The organism is Streptomyces sp. CA-249302, from assembly GCF_050936785.1.
In the GTDB taxonomy this organism is placed as follows: Bacteria; Actinomycetota; Actinomycetes; order Streptomycetales; family Streptomycetaceae; genus Streptomyces.
The window spans coordinates 2,171,771-2,190,274 of sequence record NZ_JBNJMG010000001.1 but is presented as its reverse complement, the minus strand read 5'-3'; the positions used below and the strand labels follow the sequence as shown (position 1 = coordinate 2,190,274).

Annotated in this window: 17 protein-coding genes; 10 read left to right on the top strand and 7 right to left on the bottom strand. The window is 72.2% G+C overall.

Translation table 11 applies throughout. From position 1 onward, the window contains the following. Positions 1–303 precede the first annotated feature (303 nt). From ACQEWB_RS09805 to ACQEWB_RS09790, 4 genes are all read left to right on the top strand, one after another. Positions 304–1,245: a hypothetical protein gene (locus tag ACQEWB_RS09805; RefSeq protein WP_432829152.1), complete on the top strand. Its 942-nt coding sequence runs from the start codon at positions 304–306 to the stop codon at positions 1,243–1,245. A gap of 33 nt (positions 1,246–1,278) precedes the next feature. Further along, a complete protein-coding gene (locus tag ACQEWB_RS09800; protein WP_432829150.1) occupies positions 1,279–2,817 on the top strand; it encodes an APC family permease in 1,539 nt (512 codons plus the stop codon). Between the two features lie 114 nt (positions 2,818–2,931). Next, positions 2,932–3,690, top strand: a complete 759-nt coding sequence (locus tag ACQEWB_RS09795) for a molybdopterin-dependent oxidoreductase (RefSeq protein WP_432829148.1) — start codon at positions 2,932–2,934, stop codon at positions 3,688–3,690. Continuing rightward, a complete protein-coding gene (locus ACQEWB_RS09790) occupies positions 3,674–4,300 on the top strand; it encodes a cytochrome b/b6 domain-containing protein (protein ID WP_432829146.1) in 627 nt (208 codons plus the stop codon). The genes ACQEWB_RS09795 and ACQEWB_RS09790 overlap by 17 nt, the downstream gene beginning before the upstream one ends. Here ACQEWB_RS09790 and ACQEWB_RS09785 read toward each other — a convergent pair. From ACQEWB_RS09785 to ACQEWB_RS09765, 5 genes are all read right to left on the bottom strand, one after another. Further along, complete coding sequence (locus ACQEWB_RS09785; RefSeq protein WP_432829144.1) at positions 4,211–5,326, bottom strand: hypothetical protein; 1,116 nt, start codon at positions 5,324–5,326, stop codon at positions 4,211–4,213. The two genes, ACQEWB_RS09790 and ACQEWB_RS09785, sit on opposite strands and share 90 nt — an antisense overlap. A 108-nt stretch (positions 5,327–5,434) precedes the next feature. Next, positions 5,435–6,472 carry an L-idonate 5-dehydrogenase gene (locus ACQEWB_RS09780; RefSeq protein ID WP_432829142.1) on the bottom strand — a complete coding sequence of 346 codons (1,038 nt, stop codon included), beginning with the start codon at positions 6,470–6,472 and terminating at the stop codon, positions 5,435–5,437. Further along, positions 6,472–7,230 (bottom strand): SDR family oxidoreductase, encoded by a 759-nt coding sequence (locus tag ACQEWB_RS09775; protein WP_432829140.1) that lies wholly within the window; start codon positions 7,228–7,230, stop codon positions 6,472–6,474. The genes ACQEWB_RS09780 and ACQEWB_RS09775 overlap by 1 nt, the downstream gene beginning before the upstream one ends. 10 nt (positions 7,231–7,240) lie before the next feature. Then, positions 7,241–8,638, bottom strand: coding sequence for a gluconate:H+ symporter (locus ACQEWB_RS09770; protein WP_432829138.1), 1,398 nt, complete (start codon positions 8,636–8,638; stop codon positions 7,241–7,243). 45 nt (positions 8,639–8,683) lie between these two features. Then, on the bottom strand, positions 8,684–9,202 hold the full coding sequence (locus ACQEWB_RS09765) for a gluconokinase (RefSeq protein ID WP_432829136.1): 519 nt from the start codon (positions 9,200–9,202) through the stop codon (positions 8,684–8,686). A 142-nt stretch (positions 9,203–9,344) separates the two neighbouring features. Here ACQEWB_RS09765 and ACQEWB_RS09760 point away from each other — a divergent pair, with 142 nt between their 5' ends. Further along, positions 9,345–10,046 carry a FadR/GntR family transcriptional regulator gene (locus ACQEWB_RS09760; RefSeq protein ID WP_432829134.1) on the top strand — a complete coding sequence of 234 codons (702 nt, stop codon included), beginning with the start codon at positions 9,345–9,347 and terminating at the stop codon, positions 10,044–10,046. Positions 10,047–10,049: 3 nt separating this feature from the next. On the opposite strand, the gene ACQEWB_RS09755 is transcribed toward ACQEWB_RS09760, so the two are convergent. Beyond that, a complete protein-coding gene (locus ACQEWB_RS09755) occupies positions 10,050–10,802 on the bottom strand; it encodes a hypothetical protein (protein WP_432829132.1) in 753 nt (250 codons plus the stop codon). A gap of 4 nt (positions 10,803–10,806) precedes the next feature. After that, positions 10,807–11,226: a LuxR C-terminal-related transcriptional regulator gene (locus tag ACQEWB_RS09750; RefSeq protein WP_432829128.1), complete on the bottom strand. Its 420-nt coding sequence runs from the start codon at positions 11,224–11,226 to the stop codon at positions 10,807–10,809. 230 nt (positions 11,227–11,456) lie between these two features. Between ACQEWB_RS09750 and ACQEWB_RS09745 the strand changes: the two genes are divergently transcribed. From ACQEWB_RS09745 to ACQEWB_RS09725, 5 genes are all read left to right on the top strand, one after another. Further along, entirely contained in the window at positions 11,457–12,410 is a 954-nt protein-coding gene (locus ACQEWB_RS09745; protein ID WP_432829126.1) for a hypothetical protein, read from the top strand. Positions 12,411–12,432: 22 nt separating this feature from the next. Then, the gene (locus tag ACQEWB_RS09740; RefSeq protein ID WP_432829124.1) at positions 12,433–13,416 is read left to right on the top strand and encodes a hypothetical protein; all 984 of its coding nucleotides are present in this window, start codon (positions 12,433–12,435) and stop codon (positions 13,414–13,416) included. A 330-nt stretch (positions 13,417–13,746) separates the two neighbouring features. Next, on the top strand, positions 13,747–14,964 hold the full coding sequence (locus ACQEWB_RS09735; protein WP_432829122.1) for a hypothetical protein: 1,218 nt from the start codon (positions 13,747–13,749) through the stop codon (positions 14,962–14,964). Then, complete coding sequence (locus tag ACQEWB_RS09730) at positions 14,961–15,434, top strand: hypothetical protein (protein ID WP_432829120.1); 474 nt, start codon at positions 14,961–14,963, stop codon at positions 15,432–15,434. The genes ACQEWB_RS09735 and ACQEWB_RS09730 overlap by 4 nt, the downstream gene beginning before the upstream one ends. Positions 15,435–15,456: 22 nt before the next feature. Beyond that, positions 15,457–18,501 carry a carboxypeptidase regulatory-like domain-containing protein gene (locus tag ACQEWB_RS09725; RefSeq protein WP_432829118.1) on the top strand — a complete coding sequence of 1,015 codons (3,045 nt, stop codon included), beginning with the start codon at positions 15,457–15,459 and terminating at the stop codon, positions 18,499–18,501. Positions 18,502–18,504: the final 3 nt, after the last annotated feature.

Below are 18,504 nucleotides of genomic sequence, written 5' to 3'. Positions count from 1 at the left end.
GGGCGGTCGAACCGGTCACGGTGCCCGGCGGCCGAGGACGGTCGGGGGCGGCGGCGTGGCCGTTCCGCCATGGTGAGGGGCCCGGGAGGCTCGCGCCATGGCGTACGCCACACGTGTGGTGCCCAGGGGCGGGGTGACGGTGGTTGTCCGGATCACAACTACCCCATGCGTAACGGAAGTTGACGCGTGTAACAACTCATCGGGCCTTGACGTAAACCATTGGCTGCGGGTTTGCTGTCCGTGATCAGATGACGGCAATCCGAAACCTTGACGCCGAGGCGCGTCGCGTGAGGAAGTCCCGCGGTGTCACCTCCCCCGCCACCTCTGGGCCGGGCCCGCAAGCGAGCGGCCCTGGCCCTGGACACGGCTTTGGACGACGCCGAACTCGTCGCCGCCCGGGCCGCGTTGGCGCAGGGGCGGTGGCAGGTCGCGCGGTCGCTGCTCGTTCAGACGGGCGACGACTGGGACCGTCGCGGACACCGGGCCGTCGTCCTCGCGCAGGAACGGCACAGCGCCGCCTGGGCCCGCGACTGGCTGGTCGCCGAGCCCGACTCCGGCGATGCCTCCTTACTGCTCGCGCTGGCCCTGGTCGAGCGCGCGCTCCAGGGCAAGGAGAAGCCGGACCGGGCCCGCGAGGCCTGCCGGGACGCCGCCGAGGTGCTGCCCGGCGATCCCACGCCCTGGCTCGGACTGCTCCTGCTGGAGCGGAACTGGGGCGAGGCCGAGCGGCTCTTCGGGGAGATCCGGGTCCGCTACGCCGACCACCACCACGCCCACCACCTGATGGTCGCCCGGCTCGCCGAGCAGCACCCCGGCGCCGGCCGCGACCCGCTGCACGAGGTCTACGACTTCGCCAACTGGGCCGCCGAACAGGCCCCCGCCGACTCGCCGCTCGCCATCCTCCCGGTGATCGCGCACGCCGAGCGCTACCGCGTGCTGGCCGCCGCCGGGCACGAGCCCGCCGACCCCGCCGCCTCCGGCCACTGGACCGGACGCCGGGCCCGGCAGGTGATGAAGGCCGCCTTCGACTGGTGGCTGGAGTGGGAGCACGAGGGGCACCCGCGCCGCCTGGTCGACCTCAACTTCCTCGCCCACGCCAAGGTCTGCGAGGGCCGGGGCGCCGAGGCCGCGGCCCTGTTCCACCGGATCGGCGAGCACCCCACCGCCGCCCCTTGGTCGTACCCGGACCGGGATCCGTACTCCGCCTTCCGTGCCGCGCGGGCCACCGCGCTCGGCACGGCGTGACAGACCCGACGTCGAGAGAAGGATGGTCCTGCGATGACCACGGGCAACGCCAGCGCCGGCAGACCCGCCGCCGGCATCAGTACGTTCAAGGGGCAGGAGCGCGCGCTGCGCGCCGACCGCCTCGGCACGGGGGGCCTGCTGCTCTCCGTGCTCGCCGCGACCGCACCGCTCATGGTGGTCGCCGGTGTCATGCCCACCACATTCGCGGTGATGGGGATCGTCGGCCAGCCGCTCCTCTTCGTCGTCCTCGGCCTCGTGCTGGTGCTCTTCAGCGTCGGATACGCCGAAATGAGCCGCCACGTCCACAACGCGGGCGCCTTCTACGCGTACATCTCCCGCGGCCTCGGCGGCACCGCGGGCGCGGGCGCCGCGCTCGTCGCCCTGGTCGCCTACAACGCTCTCCAGATCGGCATCTACGGCATCTTCGGCTTCGAGGTCTCCGGACTGATCGCCAAGTACGCCGACGCCGAGGTGTCCTGGTGGATACCGGCCCTCGTCGCCCTCCTGATCGTCGGCGCACTGGGCTGGCTGAAGATCGACATCAACGCGCGCGTGCTCGGCGTGCTGCTGGTGATCGAGGTGATCATGGTGGTGATCTTCGACTTCGCGGCCATCGGCGACCCGGCGAGCGAGGGCCTGTCGCTGCACGCCTTCAACCCGGACACGCTCACCGGCGCGGGCGTCGGCACCGCGCTGTGCTTCTGCATCGCCGCCTTCCTCGGCTTCGAGCAGGCCCCGGTGTACGCGGAGGAGACCAGCCGCCCGCACATCCTGGTGCCGCGCGTGATGTTCTTCGCGGTCGCCGGCGTCGCCGTCTTCTTCGCCGTGAGCAGCTGGGCGCTGACCGTCGCGGCCGGCCCCGCCAAGGTGGTCGGCGTGGCCCAGAAGGAGAGCGCCGGGATGCTCTTCACGCTGACCGACGACCGGCTCGGCTCCACCTTCACCGACATCCTGCACATCCTCTTCGTGACCGGCATGTTCGCGGCCCTGCTCAGCTTCCACAACGTCGTCGCCCGCTACACCTTCGCCATGGGCCGCGAGGGCCTGCTGCCGAGCACCTTCGGCCGTACGACCGGTTCGACCGGCGCCCCCGGCACCGGCTCGCTGCTGCAGACGGCCGTGGCCGCGGTGATCGTGATCGTCTTCGCGATCGCCGACGACAAGCCCGTCGGCGACCCCACCGCGTCCGTGCTGCACCTGTTCACCTGGTTCGGCAACATCGGCGCGCTCGGCGTGATCCTGCTGATGGCTGCGGCCTCCGTGTCGGTGATCGTCTTCTTCGTCCGGCGCGGGGCGGCCGGCGTCCAGGCCTGGCGCCTGGGCACCTCCGCGCTCGCCGCCGTCGCCCTCCTGGTGATCGCCGGCTACACGGTCAAGGACTTCGACGTCCTGGTCGGCTCGGGCCCCGACTCGGCCCTGAGCTGGGTGCTCCCCGGCACCGTCCTCCTCGCCCTGGTCGTCGGCCTCCTCCAGGGCCTGTTCCTGCGCGCCCGCGCACCCGAGCGGCACGCCCGCATCGGCCTGGGCAACGAGGCGTTCCAGCTCGACAAGGCGGCGCAGGAGACGGCATAGCACCCTGAACCGGTTTCCGGGAGCGCCGGTTTTCTGAGAACGCCGTAAGAAGTGATTACGGAACCCTGACGAGCATCCGCGATTCCTGGCCCCGCCGGGGTCGCGGGTGTTCGAATGGAATACGTGAACCCCGAACAACCCGCGGAGCCGGGCGAGGACCGGTCACCGGAACGCGGAACTCCGGTCGGCCGCCGCGTCCTGCTCGGCACCATCGGCCTGGGCGCCCTCGGCGTGGTCGCCGCGCCCGGCCTGCAGCGCGCCCTGGAGGGCTTCCTGGGCGCCGCGGCCGACAAGGACCCGACCGGCCTGACCGGCCTGCTGCCCAACGGCGGCGGCTTCCGCTACTACTCGGTGGCCTCCTCCGTACCGCACAAGAACGCCACGAACTACCGGCTCACCGTCGACGGCCTGGTCGACCGCCCGAAGACCTACACCCTCGACGACCTGCGCGCCCTGCCGCAGACCAGGCTGGTCAAGGACGTGCAGTGCGTCACCGGCTGGCGGGTCCCGGACACGCCGTTCGAGGGGGTGCGGCTGTCCCGGCTGCTGGACGCCGCGGGAGTGCGCGCCAAGGCCGGGGCGGTCCGCTTCACCTGCTTCGACGGCACCTACACCGAGAGCCTCACCCTCGACCAGGCCCGCCGCTCCGACATCCTGGTCGCGCTGCGCATGCAGAACAAGGACATCGGCCACGCCCACGGCGGCCCGGTCCGCCTCTACGTGGCGCCCATGTACTTCTACAAGTCCGCCAAGTGGCTCTCCGGCATCCACGTCACCGAGAAGGTCGAGCCCGGCTACTGGGAGCATCTGGGCTACGACGTCGACGCCTGGGTCGGCAAGTCGAACGGGCGGGACGATGACCCTACGAGCTGAGGCACACACCCCGCAGGCCACCGAGGTCCGCCGCTTCGGCCCGGTCCAGAAGTGGGTGCACCGCACGACGGCCGCACTGATGGGCGTCTGCGTCGTGACGGCCGCCTTCCTCTACGTCCCCGAGCTCGCCGAACTCGTCGGCCGCCGCGAGCTGGTGGTCCGCATCCACGAGTGCGCCGGGCTCGCCCTGCCCGTACCCGTCCTCGCGGGACTGGTCTTCCGCGCCTTCCGCGCCGACCTCGGTCACCTCAACCGCTTCGGCCCGCACGACAAGGTCTGGCTGCGCGCCGCCCTGCGCCGGGACAAGCGGCGGTCGCAGCGGCCGGCGGCGAAGTTCAACGCCGGGCAGAAGATCTACGCCGCCTGGATCGCCGGCGCCTCGCTGGTGATGCTCGGCACCGGGCTGATCATGTGGTTCACCCACCTCACCCCGATCATGTGGCGCACCAGCGCGACCTTCGTCCACGACTGGCTGGCCCTCACCATCGGCATCGTCCTCGCCGGGCACATCGGGATGGCCCTAGGGGATCCGGAGGCGCGCAGCGGGCTGCGCACCGGCAAGGTGAGCCGGGAGTGGGCGCAGCGAGAACATCCCCTCTGGCGTCCCTGAGGAGAGGCTCGGCCCGGTCTGCGGCGGCTCAGACGACCCGCCGTCGGCCGGCGGGAGCACGGCGGGCGACTCGACCGTGAGAGCGTCGGGCAGGCGTGCCTCCGCGCTGCCGTAACGGACGACCACGTCGGCCTTCTTCGGGTAGTCGTCGAGCGGCGGTACCACGACGGACAGCACCAGTTCGTCGCCCGACTCGGACTTCAGCACCGGCGGTACGGGCGGCTGCTCGCCGCCGATCGACACGCTGCCGTAGCGCAGCAGTTCGGCGTGGTCGAAGTACGTGCCGCGCAGGTCGATGTCGATCACGTCACCCGGCTTGGCGTCGGCGGCGTCGACTCCGGCGACGCGGTAGGAGCAGGCCGGTGTGCCGCCCGAGGAGGCCTTCAACCGGACGGTGGCGGACGGGTGTTGGCGGTGGAAGTCGAGCAGCCCGCCGAGCACGGCGTAGGAGGCGCGCCCCTTGCAGGTGTCCGCCTTTCCGGCCAGCGCGAGGTACTCCTTGCCCGCCGTGTCCCAGCTGCCGCCCTGGCCCTGCACCGCGAGACAGGCGGAGGCGAGGGCGCGCAGCAGCCGCCACTGAGGGTCCGCCGAGGTGGGCGGGGCGGCGCTGAGGGCGGCCCGGCACTGGCCGGGATCCCGGAGCTGGTCGTAGACGCTCGAGGGGTCGGGTGCGGGGTCGGAGTTGGGGGAGACCGGACCCGGCGGGAGCCAACTGGGCGTCAGGAGAAGCTTGTTGGTCGCGGTGGGGGAGGCGCTCGGGATCGCCGTGGTGCCTTGGGTGTGGGCCGGTATGTCCGGCGGAACGGTCGGGCCGGCCTCGCCCGCCGGGGACTGGCGGGGCGTGGGCGACGCGGGTGCCGTACGGGAGTGGGCCTCGTCCGAGGGGCCCGCGGTCACCACGGTGCTGCCGCCGCCCCTGCCGTCCGGCGTGCCACTCCCGTCACCGCCGAAGGCCGCGACGGCCACCGCCACCGCCCCGACCACGAGCAGCCCCGAGATACGCATCCCGAGGGAAACCGCCATCATGCCCCCCGACACGGTCGGCCCCCGGAGGTCCCATGTCCGGGGGTCCCCTCATCATCGGGCCGACGGTGCCGCCGGGGAAGTCACCTTGGGTTGATCCTTGGGGAAAATTCAGGATTCAAAGTCGAGCAGAACCTTGCAGGAACGGCTGCGGTCCGCCGCCAGTACGAACGCCGACTCCGCCTCCCGGACCGGGACCACCGCGCTGACCAGGGCGTCGAACGCGGGCTCGGCCGCGAGCAGCTCCAGCGCCGCGTCGAACTCCGCGTCGAAACGGAACGCCCCGCGCAGCTCGATCTCCCGGCTCACGACCAGATTCCCGGCGAACGGCGACTGTCCCGGCGGCAACATCCCGAGCTGCACCACCACGCCCCCGCGCCGCACCAGCCGCAGACAGGTGTCCAGACCGGCGGCGACCCCGGACGCCTCGACGGCCGTGTCCACCTCGTACTCCTCGGCCGGCCACCCGGCATCATCCGGATCATCGGCCCGTACGACGGTGTCGGCGCCGGCGGCCCGCGCGTACCGCAGCGCCTCCGGGAGCAGGTCGGTCACGGTCACCTGGGCCGCACCGGCGGCCTTCGCCGCCGCGACCACCAGGCAGCCGATGGGCCCGGCACCGGTGACGAGGACATGCTTCCCGGTGACCTCCCCGGCCCGCCGCACCGCGTGCAGCGCGACGGACAGAGGCTCGGCGAGAGCGGCCCGGCGCAGTCCGAGACCCTCCGGGACCGCCCTCAACTGCTCGGCCGGTACGACCACTTGGGCCGCGAACCCGCCCTGGACATGGGGGAAGCGAGCCGCGCTGCCGAGGTAACGGGTGTCCCGGCAGACGTTCCGCCGCCCGTCGGCGCACTCCGGACACACCCCGCACGGCGTGGCGGGGTGCACCGCGACGGCCGTACCGGGAACCGGACCCGAGGCACCCACGCCGTACGCGACGACCGTCCCGACCACCTCGTGCCCGAGCACCATCGGCTCCCTGAGCCGGAAGTCCCCGACCCCGCCGTGGAGCCAGTAGTGCAGATCGGAGCCGCAGACCCCGCCGTACCGGACGGCGACGAGAGCCTGCCCGGGACCCGGCGTCGGAACGGCCAACTCCTCCACCCGCAGGTCGCCCTGCCCGTGAATCACACAACCCGGAGTCATCACAGCACGCTCGTCATTCCACCGTCGACGTACAGCACCTGTCCGCTCACGAAGTCCGCTGCGGGCGAGACCAGGAACAGCACGCCGCCCACCAGGTCCTCGGTACGGCCCCACCGGCCGGCCGGGGTGCGGCGGCGCACCCAGGCGCTGAACTCCTCGTCCTCGACCAGGGGTTGGGTCAATTCCGTCTCGATGTAGCCGGGGCCCAGGCCGTTGACCTGCACGCCCTGCGGTCCCCAGTCGGCGCACATGCCCTTGGTCAGCATCTTCAGCGCGCCCTTGGTGGCCGCGTAGGGCGCGATGCCGGGGCGGACCACCTCGCTCTGCAACGAGCAGATGTTGACGATCTTGCCGTGGCCGCGGGCCGTCATGTGCCGGGCCGCCTCCCGGCCGACCAGGAACGCGCTGGTGAGGTTGGTGTTCAGGATGCGGTGCCAGTCCGCGTCGGTGAACTCCAGGAGCGGGGCGCGCAGTTGCATGCCCGCGTTGTTGACCAGGATGTCCAGCGGGCCGACCCGCTGCTCGACATCCGCGATCCCGGCCGCGACCGACGGGCCGTCGGTCACGTCGAACACCGCCGTGTGGACGTCGCCGGGCAGCTCCGCGGCCGCCTTGGTGAGGCGCTCGGCGTCCCGTCCGTTGAGGACCACCGTGCAGCCCGCCTCCGCCAGGCCCCGGGCGAGGGCCAGGCCGATACCTCGGCTGGAGCCCGTGACCAGGGCCGTGCGGCCGCTGATGTCGAACAGAGGGTGACTCATCCCCGTACCCCTAAATGACCAGTGAGAGAAGGAGGACCAGGCCGCCCGCGACCACCGAGATGATCGTCTCCATGACGGACCAGGTCTTGATGGTCTGGCCGACGTTCAGGCCGAAGTACTCCTTGACCAGCCAGAACCCGGCGTCGTTGACATGGCTGAAGAAGAGCGAGCCGGCGCCGATGGCCAGGACCAGCAGGGCCGCGTGGGCGGTCGACATGTCGGCCGCGAGCGGGGCCACCAGGCCGGCCGCCGAGACGGTGGCCACGGTCGCCGAACCGGTCGCGAGCCGGATGATCACCGCGATCAGCCAGGCGAGCAGCAGCGCCGGGATCGACCAGTCCTTGGAGATGTCCAGGATCATCTGGCCCACGCCGGTGTCGATCAGCGTCTGCTTGAAGCCACCGCCCGCGCCGACGATCAGCAGGATGCCGGCGATGGGCGCGAGCCCCTTCTCGACCAGGGGGGTGAGACGTTCGCGGCCGAAGCCGGCGGGGCGCAGCAGGGTGAAGATGCCGAGGAGGACGGCGGCGAGCAGGGCGATCAGCGGGGAGCCGACGACGTCGAAGACGCGCTGGGTGAGGTTCGCGGGGTCGTCGATCACGATGTCGACCAGCGCCTTGGAGAGCATCAGGACGACCGGGAGGAGGATCGTGGCCAGGGTCGCGCCGAAGCCGGGGCGCTTCTCCAGTTCCTCCGACGGGCGCTGCGGGATCATCCGCTCCGGTGCGGGTACGTCGACCCAGCGGGCGGCGAACTTCGAGAACAGCGGGCCCGCGATGATCACCGTCGGTATGGCGACCAGGACGCCGAGGGCGAGGGTCACGCCCAGGTTGGCGCCGACCGCGTCGATCGCGACCAGCGGGCCGGGGTGCGGCGGGACCAGGCCGTGCATCACGGAGAGGCCGGCCAGGGCCGGGATGCCGATGCGCATCAGGGAGTAGTTGCCGCGCTTGGCGACCATCAGCACGACCGGGATCAGCAGCACCACGCCGACCTCGAAGAACAGCGGCAGACCGATCACCGAGGCGATCAGCACCATCGCCCACGGCATCGCCCGGCCGCCGGCCTTCGCGAGGATGGTGTCGACGATCTGGTCGGCGCCGCCCGAGTCGGCGAGCATCTTGCCGAGGATCGCGCCCAGCGCGATCAGCACGCCGACGCCGGCGACCGTGGTGCCGAGGCCGGCGGTGAAGCTGGCGATCACCTTGTCGAGGGGCGCCCCGGCGATCGCGCCCAGCGCCAGCGACCCGATGGTCAGCGACAGGAACGCGTGCAGCTTGAACTGCGTGATGAGGACGACGATGACGGCGATGCCCGCCAGGACTGCGATGCCCAGCTGTGCGTGGCCCGCCGAGGTGATTGGCTCGACGGCGTCCGCTGCCAGCATCTCGACGCTGAGTCTGGTCACGGTGATTCCCTTGCAGGTACGGGGATGGGGGAGGGTCGTGCGGGGTTACGCGGCCGGGTGGGGGAGCGCGTTGAGCGCCCTCGCGGCCCGTTCGGTGATCTCTTCGGGGGTGCCGGTGACGTCCACCGCGACGCCCGCCTCGTCCGGCTGGAGCGGTTGGAGCGTGGCGAACTGGGAGTCGAGCAGCGCCGTCGGCATGAAGTGGCCCTGCCGGTGCGACATCCGGTCCTCGATCAGGGCGCGGTCGCCCGTCAGATGCACGAAGACGACACCGGGGGCGGCGGCGCGCAGCCGGTCGCGGTACGACCGCTTCAGCGCCGAGCTGCTGACCACCCCGCCGAGCCCCGCCCGACCGTGCGCCCAGGAGCCGATGGCGTCGAGCCACGGCCACCGGTCGTCGTCGTCGAGCGGGACGCCGGCCGACATCTTGCTGATGTTGGCCTGCGGGTGGAAGTCGTCGCCCTCGGCGTAGGGAACGCCGAGCCGGGCGGCCAGCAGCGGACCGATGGTGGTCTTGCCGGTGCCGGCGACGCCCATGACCACGACGACGTGGGGGGTGCTCATCGCTTGCCTCGCTGTCCTCTTCGACATCTGGACGCCATCGGGCGTCGACGCAACTGAAACCGATTAGGTACGACTAATTCAAGACCCTGTGACGAATAAGTCTGACTTTTTACGGCTGTGATGCGCCACGTACTCTGAGTGCATGAGCACACCGGGCCGGGGGCTGCACGGCCATGTACTGGACACCCTCGGCCCCGCGATCACTGCGGGCGAGTACCCGCCGGGCTCCGTTCTGCGCACGGACGAGCTGGCCCAGCGTTTCGACGTGTCACGCTCGGTGATGCGGGAGGCGGTCCGGGTCCTGGAGTCCATGCACCTGGTCGAGTCGCGCCGGCGCGTGGGCGTGACGGTGCAGCCGAAGACGGCGTGGAACGTCTACGACCCGCAGGTCATCCGCTGGCGTCTGGAGGGCGCCGACCGCCCCCACCAGCTGCGCTCGCTGACCATGCTGCGCTCGGCGATCGAGCCGGTCGCGGCGGGCCTGGCCGCGAAGCACGCGACCGCCGAGCAGTGCGCCGAACTCACCGAGTGCGCGCTCGGCATGGTGGCCAACTCGCGCGGCCACCAGCTGGAGGGCTACCTGGTCCACGACATGGCCTTCCACCGGGTGATCCTCGTCGCGTCCGGCAACGAGATGTTCGCCCGCCTCGGCGACGTCGTCGCGGAGGTCCTGGCCGGCCGCACCCATCACGAGGTCATGTTCGAGGACCCCGACCCGGCCGCCGTCACCCTGCACGTCCAGGTCGCGGAGGCGGTACGGGAGGGCGACGCGGCCCGCGCGGAGGAGCTGACCCGGGAGATCACGGTGGGAGCCCTCCAGGAGCTGGACATCCTGGCGCCCTGACGGCTATCCGCCGGTGCCCTGCGCCGACACGGTGAGGGGAAGGGCGAGGAAGGCGTCGGCCTCGGCGTCGGCGGGCCATGAGCCGGCCGGCAACTCGACGGGGGCCCTGTCCCCGACGCTGAACCTGGCGTGGGACAGCAGCGCCCCGCCCGTCCGGCCTCCGCCGCGCACGGGCTCGGCGGTGAAGTACTGCACGAGCAGCGCCCCCGTGACCCGGGTGCCGACCTGCTTCAGGAGCTCGCGGGGGAGAGTCCACTCGACGCCGTAGTACGGCTCCCCCTCCACGGTCCGGTGAACCCTGCGCACGTACCACGCGTCCTTGCCGACCTGTGGCGCGCTGCGCAGCTTCAGATGGGCGATCGCCGTCGAGGCCGCGCTGAGCCCGGGCAACGGGACCAGGTTGGCCGCCAGCTCACCGGCCAGGCCCACCGTCGGAGCGAGCGCGTTGAGGTCCTCGGCCAGGGCGGTGCGCCATACCCGCTCCTCCTGGACCGGAGGCAGGTGGTACACCACCGCCTGCACGTCCTTCACCCGCCAGTGGTCGACCGCCGGGAACAGCAGCCGGACCTCCGCCTTGTCGGGCACGTCGCCCGTGTAGCCGAGCGTCCAGACGTAGAGATACGCGGTGAACTCCTGCGCGGCCGCGGGGTCGGTGCAGAACAGGCTCGCCAGCGGGACGGAGACGGGGTCGCACTCGCCGTAGATCTCCAGCCAGTTCACGTCGTCCGGCCGGGACCGGTCCCATCGGGAGACCACGCCGCTATCCCTCGGACATCAGCTGAGGCTGCGTCAGCTCGACCGGATCGGGCCCCAGTTGCTGATCTCCCGACGTCAGTCGGCTGACCATCGCCGCCCGGGACGTCACATCCAGCTTCACGAAGATGCGGCGCAGATGGGACGCCACCGTCCAGGTGCTGATCTCCAGCACCGAGGCGATCGTCTTGTTCGGATGCCCGCACGCGACCATGCGGGCGATCTCCAGCTCGCGCGGGCTCAGTAAGGAGACGGGCCCCGTACGTTCGCCGCGCAGGACCAGACAGCGCACCCCGTCTATCTCCAGATCCAGCAGCACATGTCCGCCGGCCGACGCGAGCTTCGCGATCAACTCCACGGCCAGCGCCTCCACTTCGGCGCCGGTCTCCTCCCTGGCCAGTAGTCCGGTACCTGCCCCGTCCTTCATCGCCAGCCCCCTTGCCTTCAGCGGACCGGAACCTCACCCGGTTCCACGCCCCTCGGCATGCAGCGCACTTTAACAGCGCGTGTGCCCCCGCTGTGCCCCATTTGCGTGTAGCACGTCCGAGGGACGCTCATCCGAACGCGACCGGTACGGCCGACCGCAGGATGTGTGACTGGTGGTCCAACTCGCGGGTGACAAAGGTGAGTTGTCCGACCGCGTGACGAGAGGCGGCGATGCAGATGCGCCAGGCCGAGCTGGAGTACGAGGACGAAGCCGCCCTGGAGAGCGAGTTCGAGGGCGCCGGTGAGGAGGAGTACCTCTACGAGGAAGAAGGCGAAGAGGAGGGCGAGGAGTTCCTCGGCCGGATCGCCGGCGCGCTCGGGGGGCTCCTGGGCGAGGGTGAAGGCGAGTCCGAGGGGGAGTACGAGGGCGAGTGGGAGGGCGAGTACGAGGGGGAGTTCGAGGAGGAGGCCTTCTTCCGCCGTATCCGCTCCTTCGTCCGCCGCGCCGCCCCGATCCTGCGGCGCGTCGCCCGCGTGGCCGCCCCCGCCCTGGGGACCGCGGTCCTGGGACCGCTGGGCGGCCCCATCGCGAACGCCGCGATCCGCGCCCTCGGCGAGGGCGAGTTCGAGGAGGAGTACCTCTACGAGGAGGAAGGCGAGGAGGAGTTCGAGGCGGAGGCCGAGGAGGAGTCGACCCGGCCGCTGACCCAGCAGGAGGCGCTGGCCGAGATGATGGCCGCCGTCGCCGCGCAGGCCCAGACCGAGGCCGAGGCCGAAGCGATGATCGGCGCCGCCACCGTGACCGCGCTGTCCGCCCGGGACCGGGCCGCCCTGCGCCGGCTGCTGCCGCACCTGGTGCGGGCCACCTGCGTGCTCACCCGGCTGCTGCGCCGCCAGCGCGCCACCCGGCCCGCCGTGCGGACCGTACCGCTCATCGTCCGCCGTACCGCCCGAGTCCTCGGCGCCCGCGCCGCGGCCGGCCGGCCCGCGGACCGCCGTACCGCCGCGCGGGTGCTGGCCGGGCAGACCCGCCGGGTGCTGGCCAGCCCGCAGCAGACGACCCGCGCCCTTCAACGCAACGTCCGGGCCGCGACCGCGGTCCGTGCCGCCGGCCCCGCCGCCCGCACCCGCCGCCCCTACGCGGGTGGGCGACCCCGCCGCCCCGGCCACTCGGCCCTGCGCTGAGCCCTAGGGAAGGACTGTGGCCATGAGTACGACCACCAACGGTGTCGGTCCCAGGACGTCCGGCGCGGCGCCGCTCCCCGAGCTGGAAGGGGAGTGGGAGAACCTGTACGAGGCCGAAACGGAGGACGAGGGCGAGGAGTTCCTGTCCTCCCTCGCCGGACTCGCCGGCCGGGCGGCGCGCTCTGCGCTGGGTGCGCTGGGCGGCGGCGACTCGGAGGGGGAGTATCTCTTCGAGTCGGAGGGCGAGTTCGAGGAGGAGTACGAGGAAGAGGGCCTGTACGAGGGGGAGTTCGAGGAGGAGTCCCTCTACGAATACGAGTACGAGGGTGCGGGCGAGTACGAGTCCGCCGAGTACGAGGCCGAGGGGATGACCAATCCCCTGCGCCGGGTCTATCCGGACGCGCTGATGGAGCACCTGGGGCATGCCGCCGCCGAGACGGAGTCCGAGGAGGAGGCCGAGGCGTTCATCGGGGCGCTCGCGCCGATCGCCGTGGGGCTGGTCCGCCGGGCCGCGCCGGCCGTCATCCGCAGCGCTCCGCAGCTCGTACGCGGTCTCGCGGGCGTCACCCGCACGCTGCGCCGCAATCCCGCGACCCGGCCGCTGGTCCGGGCGCTGCCCACGATCGCCGTACGCACCACGCGCAGCCTGGCCCGCCAGGTCGCCCAGGGGCGGCCGGTCACGGCGCGTTCCGCGGCCCGCACACTGGCCGGGCAGACCGCGGCCGTGCTGTCCGATCCGCGGCGGCGTCGTGCGGTGTTGCGGCGGGCGCGGGCCGTGGATCGCCGGTATCACCGGGCTGTGCGGTCCGGTACGGGCGCGGTGGCGCCGGTGTCGACTGCCGCGGTGCGGTCCGTGGCGGCGCCTGTGCCTGCGCGGCGCGGGCGGCCGACGGTTCCGGGTGCGCGGCGACGGTATGCGCCGCCTGGGGGCGCCGGGCTGCCGCCGATGTCCGTTGCGTGGGTCCCGGTTCCTGTCTACCGGCCGGGTCGCTCGCGGCAGCCGTAGGGCGTGTGACTGAGGCCGGGGCTGGTTTGTCGGAGGTGGGTGCCGCGCGATGTCGTGGGGCGGGTGCGGGTTCGTTGTGGCTGGTCGCGCAGTTCCCCGCGCCCCTGTGGGGGCGCGTAGTGGGCCTGCGTTTGGAGGATGGCGATGAGTGCGTCGACTGCCCGTGACCGGGTTCGTGTGCCGAGGAAGGCGGTGCTGGCCGCTCAGGTACGGCCGGCCGCTCCGGTGCGGACACCCGATCCCGGTACCGCCGTCGTTCAGAGCGGGCGGGCTGCTCCACGGAGCCCGACCCGTGTTCCCGTTCGGCAACCCTGGCTGCGGGCCCAGGGGTTGAACGTCACCCGGCATGCCGCCGCGCTGCGGCCCTTCCGGGCCGGGGAGTTCGGTACCGGAGCTGCCGCGCCCACTGCTGGTCATCTCCAGGCCGTCAACGCGCTGTTGGGGCAGTTGCGTGGTGAACTGCTGCGGCAGAGCGGGCAGGTGCGGGAGCTGGCCCGGAGTGCGGTGGCCAGGCCGGACGCGCGGCGGATGCAGGGGCTGCTCACCGCCAAGGAGCAGGCGCACGACTGGGTGCGTGAGGTCGAGCGGATCTGGGACTTCTACTTCGAGTTGTTCGGGCAGCGGCAGTCGGGCTTCGCCGATGCGCTGTTGTCCTGCGACCGGATCGCCCTGTCCTGTTACCAGGCCGCCTATCTGGGGGTGGGGGAGGCCAAGCCGCTGCCCGCCCCGCCGCCGTTCTCCTTCATGCGCACCGGGTTCTCCCCGGCCACCTTCCGGCGTGGCATCCCACTGCGCCGGCTCGGCCGCCGGCTCAACCCGTTCCCGCTCGTCCAGCTGCCGTACCACCGCCTGGTGAACCCCTGGACCCTGGGCGCCGTCCTCCACGAGGTCTCCCACAACCTGCAGAGCGACCTCGGCCTCGACAAGGCCGTGCCGCGGGCCATCGCCCGCCGGCTCCTCGACGAGGGCTGCCCGCCCGCCGTCGTGCGCACCTGGGTGCGGTGGAACCGGGAGATCCACGCCGACCTGTGCGCCCTGCTGCTCGGCGGCCCCGCCGTGGTCGGCTCGCTGCTCGACGTGATCGGCCGCGCCCCGGCGACCGTGCTGACGTACAGCCCGGTCGGCCCGCATCCGACACCCTGGTTCCGGGCCTGGATCTCGATCGAGCTGCTGCGGCGGATGGGGTTCGGCGAACAGGCCGAGCGGTACGGGCGGTTGTGGGGCACGATCTATCCCGATCCGCGGGCCGGGAGCCTGCCGCGCGAACTGGTCGCGACCTTCGCCGCCGCCCATCCGGCGGTCGTCGACGCCCTCTGTTTCCGGCCGTTCCCGCAGCTCGGCCGCCGTACCCTCGCCCAGGTGCTGCCCTTCGGCGGCAAGGAGTACGCGATGCAGCGGGAGGCCGCCGAGCGGCTCGCCGCCGGCACCGACCCCGGGATCATCCCGGCCCGTTTCCTGATCGGCGCCGCACGGTCCGCCCTCGACCGCGGCCTCGCCCGCCCGGGCGTGATCACCCGCAACTTCTACACGGAACTGGCGAGGCGATGACGGTGACCCTCCAGTCCGCTCACACGGCCCTCACGGCGGCCCTGCACCGGCTGCGCGACACCACGCGCGAACTGGAACTGATCGCCGTGTCCGACCAACCACGGGGTGGGGGAGTGGTGTTGGTGGACGAGGTGGGCAATGCCGCACTGGAGATCAGCGGTGCGTCCGAACGCGCGGCGACCGCACTGCAGGGTCGCGACGCCACCGCCGTCGCGCTGTGCCAGTCCTACGTCCACTTCCTCGGCAGCGTCCTGACCGCCCAGCTCGCGGCCCCCGAGCGCCTCGCCGATCTGGGCACGTTCGGCGGCGAGCGCGGCCGGGAGGCGACCGCCTGGGCGGACGAGGTGGTCACCTGCGTCCAGGCGTGCCAGCGGTCGTTGTGGAACGACGTGCTTCCGGCGACTCTCGGCTACTGGCAGGAGATCGCCGCGCAGACCAGCCCGTGCTCCACGTCCGGCGTCGGCCGCTGACCTGGAGAGGAAGGAGAGCACGATGTCGAAACTGACGATCCGGGTCTTCCTCAGCCCGCGCCGCGTCAAGGAGAAGGAGCCCGAGCGGTGGCAGGAGGGCTGGCCCACGCCCGCCGGTGTCGTCCTGACACTGACCCGAGGCGCTCCACACGGCGACGAGGAAGCGGCGCACCGCGGGCCGATCACCCTCGACGCCTCCGACGAGGAGGGCCTCGTCCACGCCAAGGGGCTGCCCTGCGGGCGCTACCGGGTCGACGTCCTGCCCGGGGACGGTCCCGCCGAGTTCACCGAGGCGCTCGTCGCGCACGGCGCCGCCGACGACCGGCACCACATCGAGATCCCCGAGCACGGCCGCGCCGACGTGGAGGTCGTGCTCACCCCGGGCAACGACCGGCGGCTGTTCCTGCTGTACGCCCTCCTCGAGTCCGGCGAGCCGCTCGCCGGAGCCGAGATCAAGGTGGACGGCCACACGAAGGGGGACGTCCACACCTTCACCAGCGCCTCCGACGGCGCCGTCTACGCCGCCTGCCGGGACGCGGAGGTGACCGTGATCCCGTGCGCCCACCGTGGCGCCCGGGTCGTCCCGCGCGACGGGCAGTTCGAGATCGACCGGCGGACCGTGGGCGAGGGCCGGCCGCCCGAGTACTCCGTCGACGTCTACTACCTGCCCGCCCCGGCCGAGCTCTCCGTCACCCCGCTCCTGAACGACACCCCGCTGAACGGTGTGGTCTTCGAGCTGACGCGGGCGGACGGCCGTACCGACGAACCCGAGCGGGTGACCACCGACGCGATCAACCCGACCTGTGTCTTCGAGGACGTCGCGGCCGGCCGGGTCACCGTCGCCGTCGTCGACACCTCCGCCGTCGCGTACGGCACCACCCGGCTGCCCGTCGAGGCGGTACCCGGCCGGCACCGCGCCAACGTCACGGTCCGGGCCGGAGACGAGACCGACCTGTCCGGTTCCTTCGCGTTCCGGCTCGCCACCACGGCGACCGGACACCTCGAAGGGGATGTGACGGACGGCGCCGGAGTCCCGTTGAGTCAGGTCGCGATCGCCGCCCGGCAGGAAGAGGACGACCGGCTGGAGAAGGCGGTCACCGACGCGCAGGGGCACTACGCCTTCCGTAACCTGCCGGTGGGCAACTGGCAGGTGAAGCCCGCGCGGCAGCCCGTCACCGTCGGCGGACGCAAGCTGCTCGCGGATCCGCCCGAGGGCGTCACCGCGACCGTCACCGAGCAGCGCACGACCCTGGCGCCCGACCTCGTCCTCGACGAGGAACCGCACGTGATCTACGGCTTCGTGCGCGACGAGACCGGCGCCGAACTCGCCTTCGCCACGGTGGAGTTCTTCAGCGCCGACGGCGCCGCCCGGCTCGGCACCACGCAGGCGAGTGACAAGGGCTACTACGAGTGGCATGCGCCCTCGGCGGGGCGGTTCCTGGTGGCGGTGGCCAGTCAGGACGGCCGGCCGATGCGCCGGTTCCCGGTGGAGGTGCACTCCCGCATGCAGGTGGACCCCGTTTACTACCTCGACGGCAACTCCGGTACGCCGTCCGGCGGTTCGGCCCCGCCCGCGCCCGACCCGAACATCGTCGACCTGTCCACCTTTCCCGTGCTGACCGAGGAGATCGGCGGCGGGGGCCGGGCGGCGGTGGGCGGCGGTGTCGTCGACCGCGCCGCGTCCTTCGGCCAGACCGTGGAGAACGCCCTGCGGGACGTCCTCGGCTGGCGTCCCGGCTCCAACACCTCGGGATTCCAGGCCGCGTTGGCCGGCGCCTTCGAACTGCGCGACGTGCAGGGCCACACCGAGTTCACCTGGCATCCGCGCGGCTACGCCGTCCAGGCCGACCTCGGCGCCCTCACCGGCGCGCAGGCCAGCATCTACCAGCGGGCCAAGAACGCGCTGGACCAGATCGTCCCGCTGCTCGACGCCCTCGTCCCGCTCGACCCGGCCGCCGACCCGCAGGACACCGAGGCGGTCCGTACCATCGTGCGGGCGGAACTCGGTGAGCTCGTCGACGAGTTGGCGGTGGAGGGCGGACCGCGCATCCGGCGCGTGGACGAGCTGTTCACGCTGCTGCTCGGCAACCGCAACCCCGGCATCAAACTCGACCCGGACGCGGTGGGCGGCCAACTCGCCCAGCTGCGTGACCGGTTCGGACTCAGCACCGCACGCATCGGCACCCTCGACGAGGAACGGATCGTCACCAACTTCCGTATCGTCGTCGACCACGTCCTCGCGCTCGCCGCCGGCTGGGAGGTGGACCGCGCCCTGTTCTCCGGCACGAGTGACCAGACCGCACTCGGCACCGTGCTGATCCAGCTGTCCCGCAGCCTGGACGTCGTGGCCCAGTCCGTGGAGGAGACCGTCTTCGCGCTGGACTCCGTCTTCGTGGACGCGGCCCAACGCCAGACCATCCAACTGCAGTTCAAGGACGGCGACCCGAGCACCACGCCACCGACCCCGCCCACTCCGCCGATCCTCCTGTCCGACCTGCTGGACTGGGTGGTGCGGGTCTCCACCGCCGAGGGGCCGCGGCTCATCCAGGACGCCGGCAAGGACGGGGTCATCGCGATCGCGCCCATGCTGAAGGAGCTGGCCCGACTGGTGCTCCTCACCGAGGGGCTGGCCGCACCGCTGAACCAGGGCGGCGACCGCAACCTGCCGGAGGGCATGCGAACTCCGCGCGTCCGGCGGGCCCTCGGCGAACTGCGCACCCAACTCGATGACACGGTACGGCTGTCGAGCGCCGTGCAGCGCCCCGAGACCCTGGAGATCGTCTTCGTCGACGACGTGGTCCGGGACGAGACGACCGGCACCCGGACCGTGACCGTCGTGGGCCGCGGCTTCCAGACCGGCTCGCGGGCCGTCCTCGTCCCGGAGGGCCGGGCGGAGCTCGGTGAGGTCCGATCCACGGACGCGGTGGACCTCAGCCGTGCGGGCCGGGCGGGCTTCACCTTCGGCTTCCTGCCCGCCGGGACGCCGTCGGCCCCCGTCACCTGGCTGATCACCGTGGTCAACCCGGGCGGCATCCGCAGCAACACGGTCGACGCCCTGACGACCTGACGG

Excerpts from the sequence above, each read along its gene's own strand:
- ACQEWB_RS09730 (WP_432829120.1), top strand. The coding sequence starts at position 14,961 with ATGACGGTGACCCTCCAGTCCGCTCACACGGCCCTCACGGCGGCCCTG.
- ACQEWB_RS09790 (WP_432829146.1), top strand. The coding sequence starts at position 3,674 with ATGACCCTACGAGCTGAGGCACACACCCCGCAGGCCACCGAGGTCCGC.
- ACQEWB_RS09725 (WP_432829118.1), top strand. The coding sequence starts at position 15,457 with ATGTCGAAACTGACGATCCGGGTCTTCCTCAGCCCGCGCCGCGTCAAG.
- ACQEWB_RS09780 (WP_432829142.1), bottom strand. The coding sequence starts at position 6,472 with ATGACTCCGGGTTGTGTGATTCACGGGCAGGGCGACCTGCGGGTGGAG.
- ACQEWB_RS09795 (WP_432829148.1), top strand. The coding sequence starts at position 2,932 with ATGGAATACGTGAACCCCGAACAACCCGCGGAGCCGGGCGAGGACCGG.
- ACQEWB_RS09760 (WP_432829134.1), top strand. The coding sequence starts at position 9,345 with ATGAGCACACCGGGCCGGGGGCTGCACGGCCATGTACTGGACACCCTC.
- ACQEWB_RS09740 (WP_432829124.1), top strand. The coding sequence starts at position 12,433 with ATGAGTACGACCACCAACGGTGTCGGTCCCAGGACGTCCGGCGCGGCG.
- ACQEWB_RS09800 (WP_432829150.1), top strand. The coding sequence starts at position 1,279 with ATGACCACGGGCAACGCCAGCGCCGGCAGACCCGCCGCCGGCATCAGT.
- ACQEWB_RS09745 (WP_432829126.1), top strand. The coding sequence starts at position 11,457 with ATGCAGATGCGCCAGGCCGAGCTGGAGTACGAGGACGAAGCCGCCCTG.
- ACQEWB_RS09765 (WP_432829136.1), bottom strand. The coding sequence starts at position 9,202 with ATGAGCACCCCCCACGTCGTCGTGGTCATGGGCGTCGCCGGCACCGGC.
- ACQEWB_RS09775 (WP_432829140.1), bottom strand. The coding sequence starts at position 7,230 with ATGAGTCACCCTCTGTTCGACATCAGCGGCCGCACGGCCCTGGTCACG.
- ACQEWB_RS09750 (WP_432829128.1), bottom strand. The coding sequence starts at position 11,226 with ATGAAGGACGGGGCAGGTACCGGACTACTGGCCAGGGAGGAGACCGGC.
- ACQEWB_RS09785 (WP_432829144.1), bottom strand. The coding sequence starts at position 5,326 with ATGATGGCGGTTTCCCTCGGGATGCGTATCTCGGGGCTGCTCGTGGTC.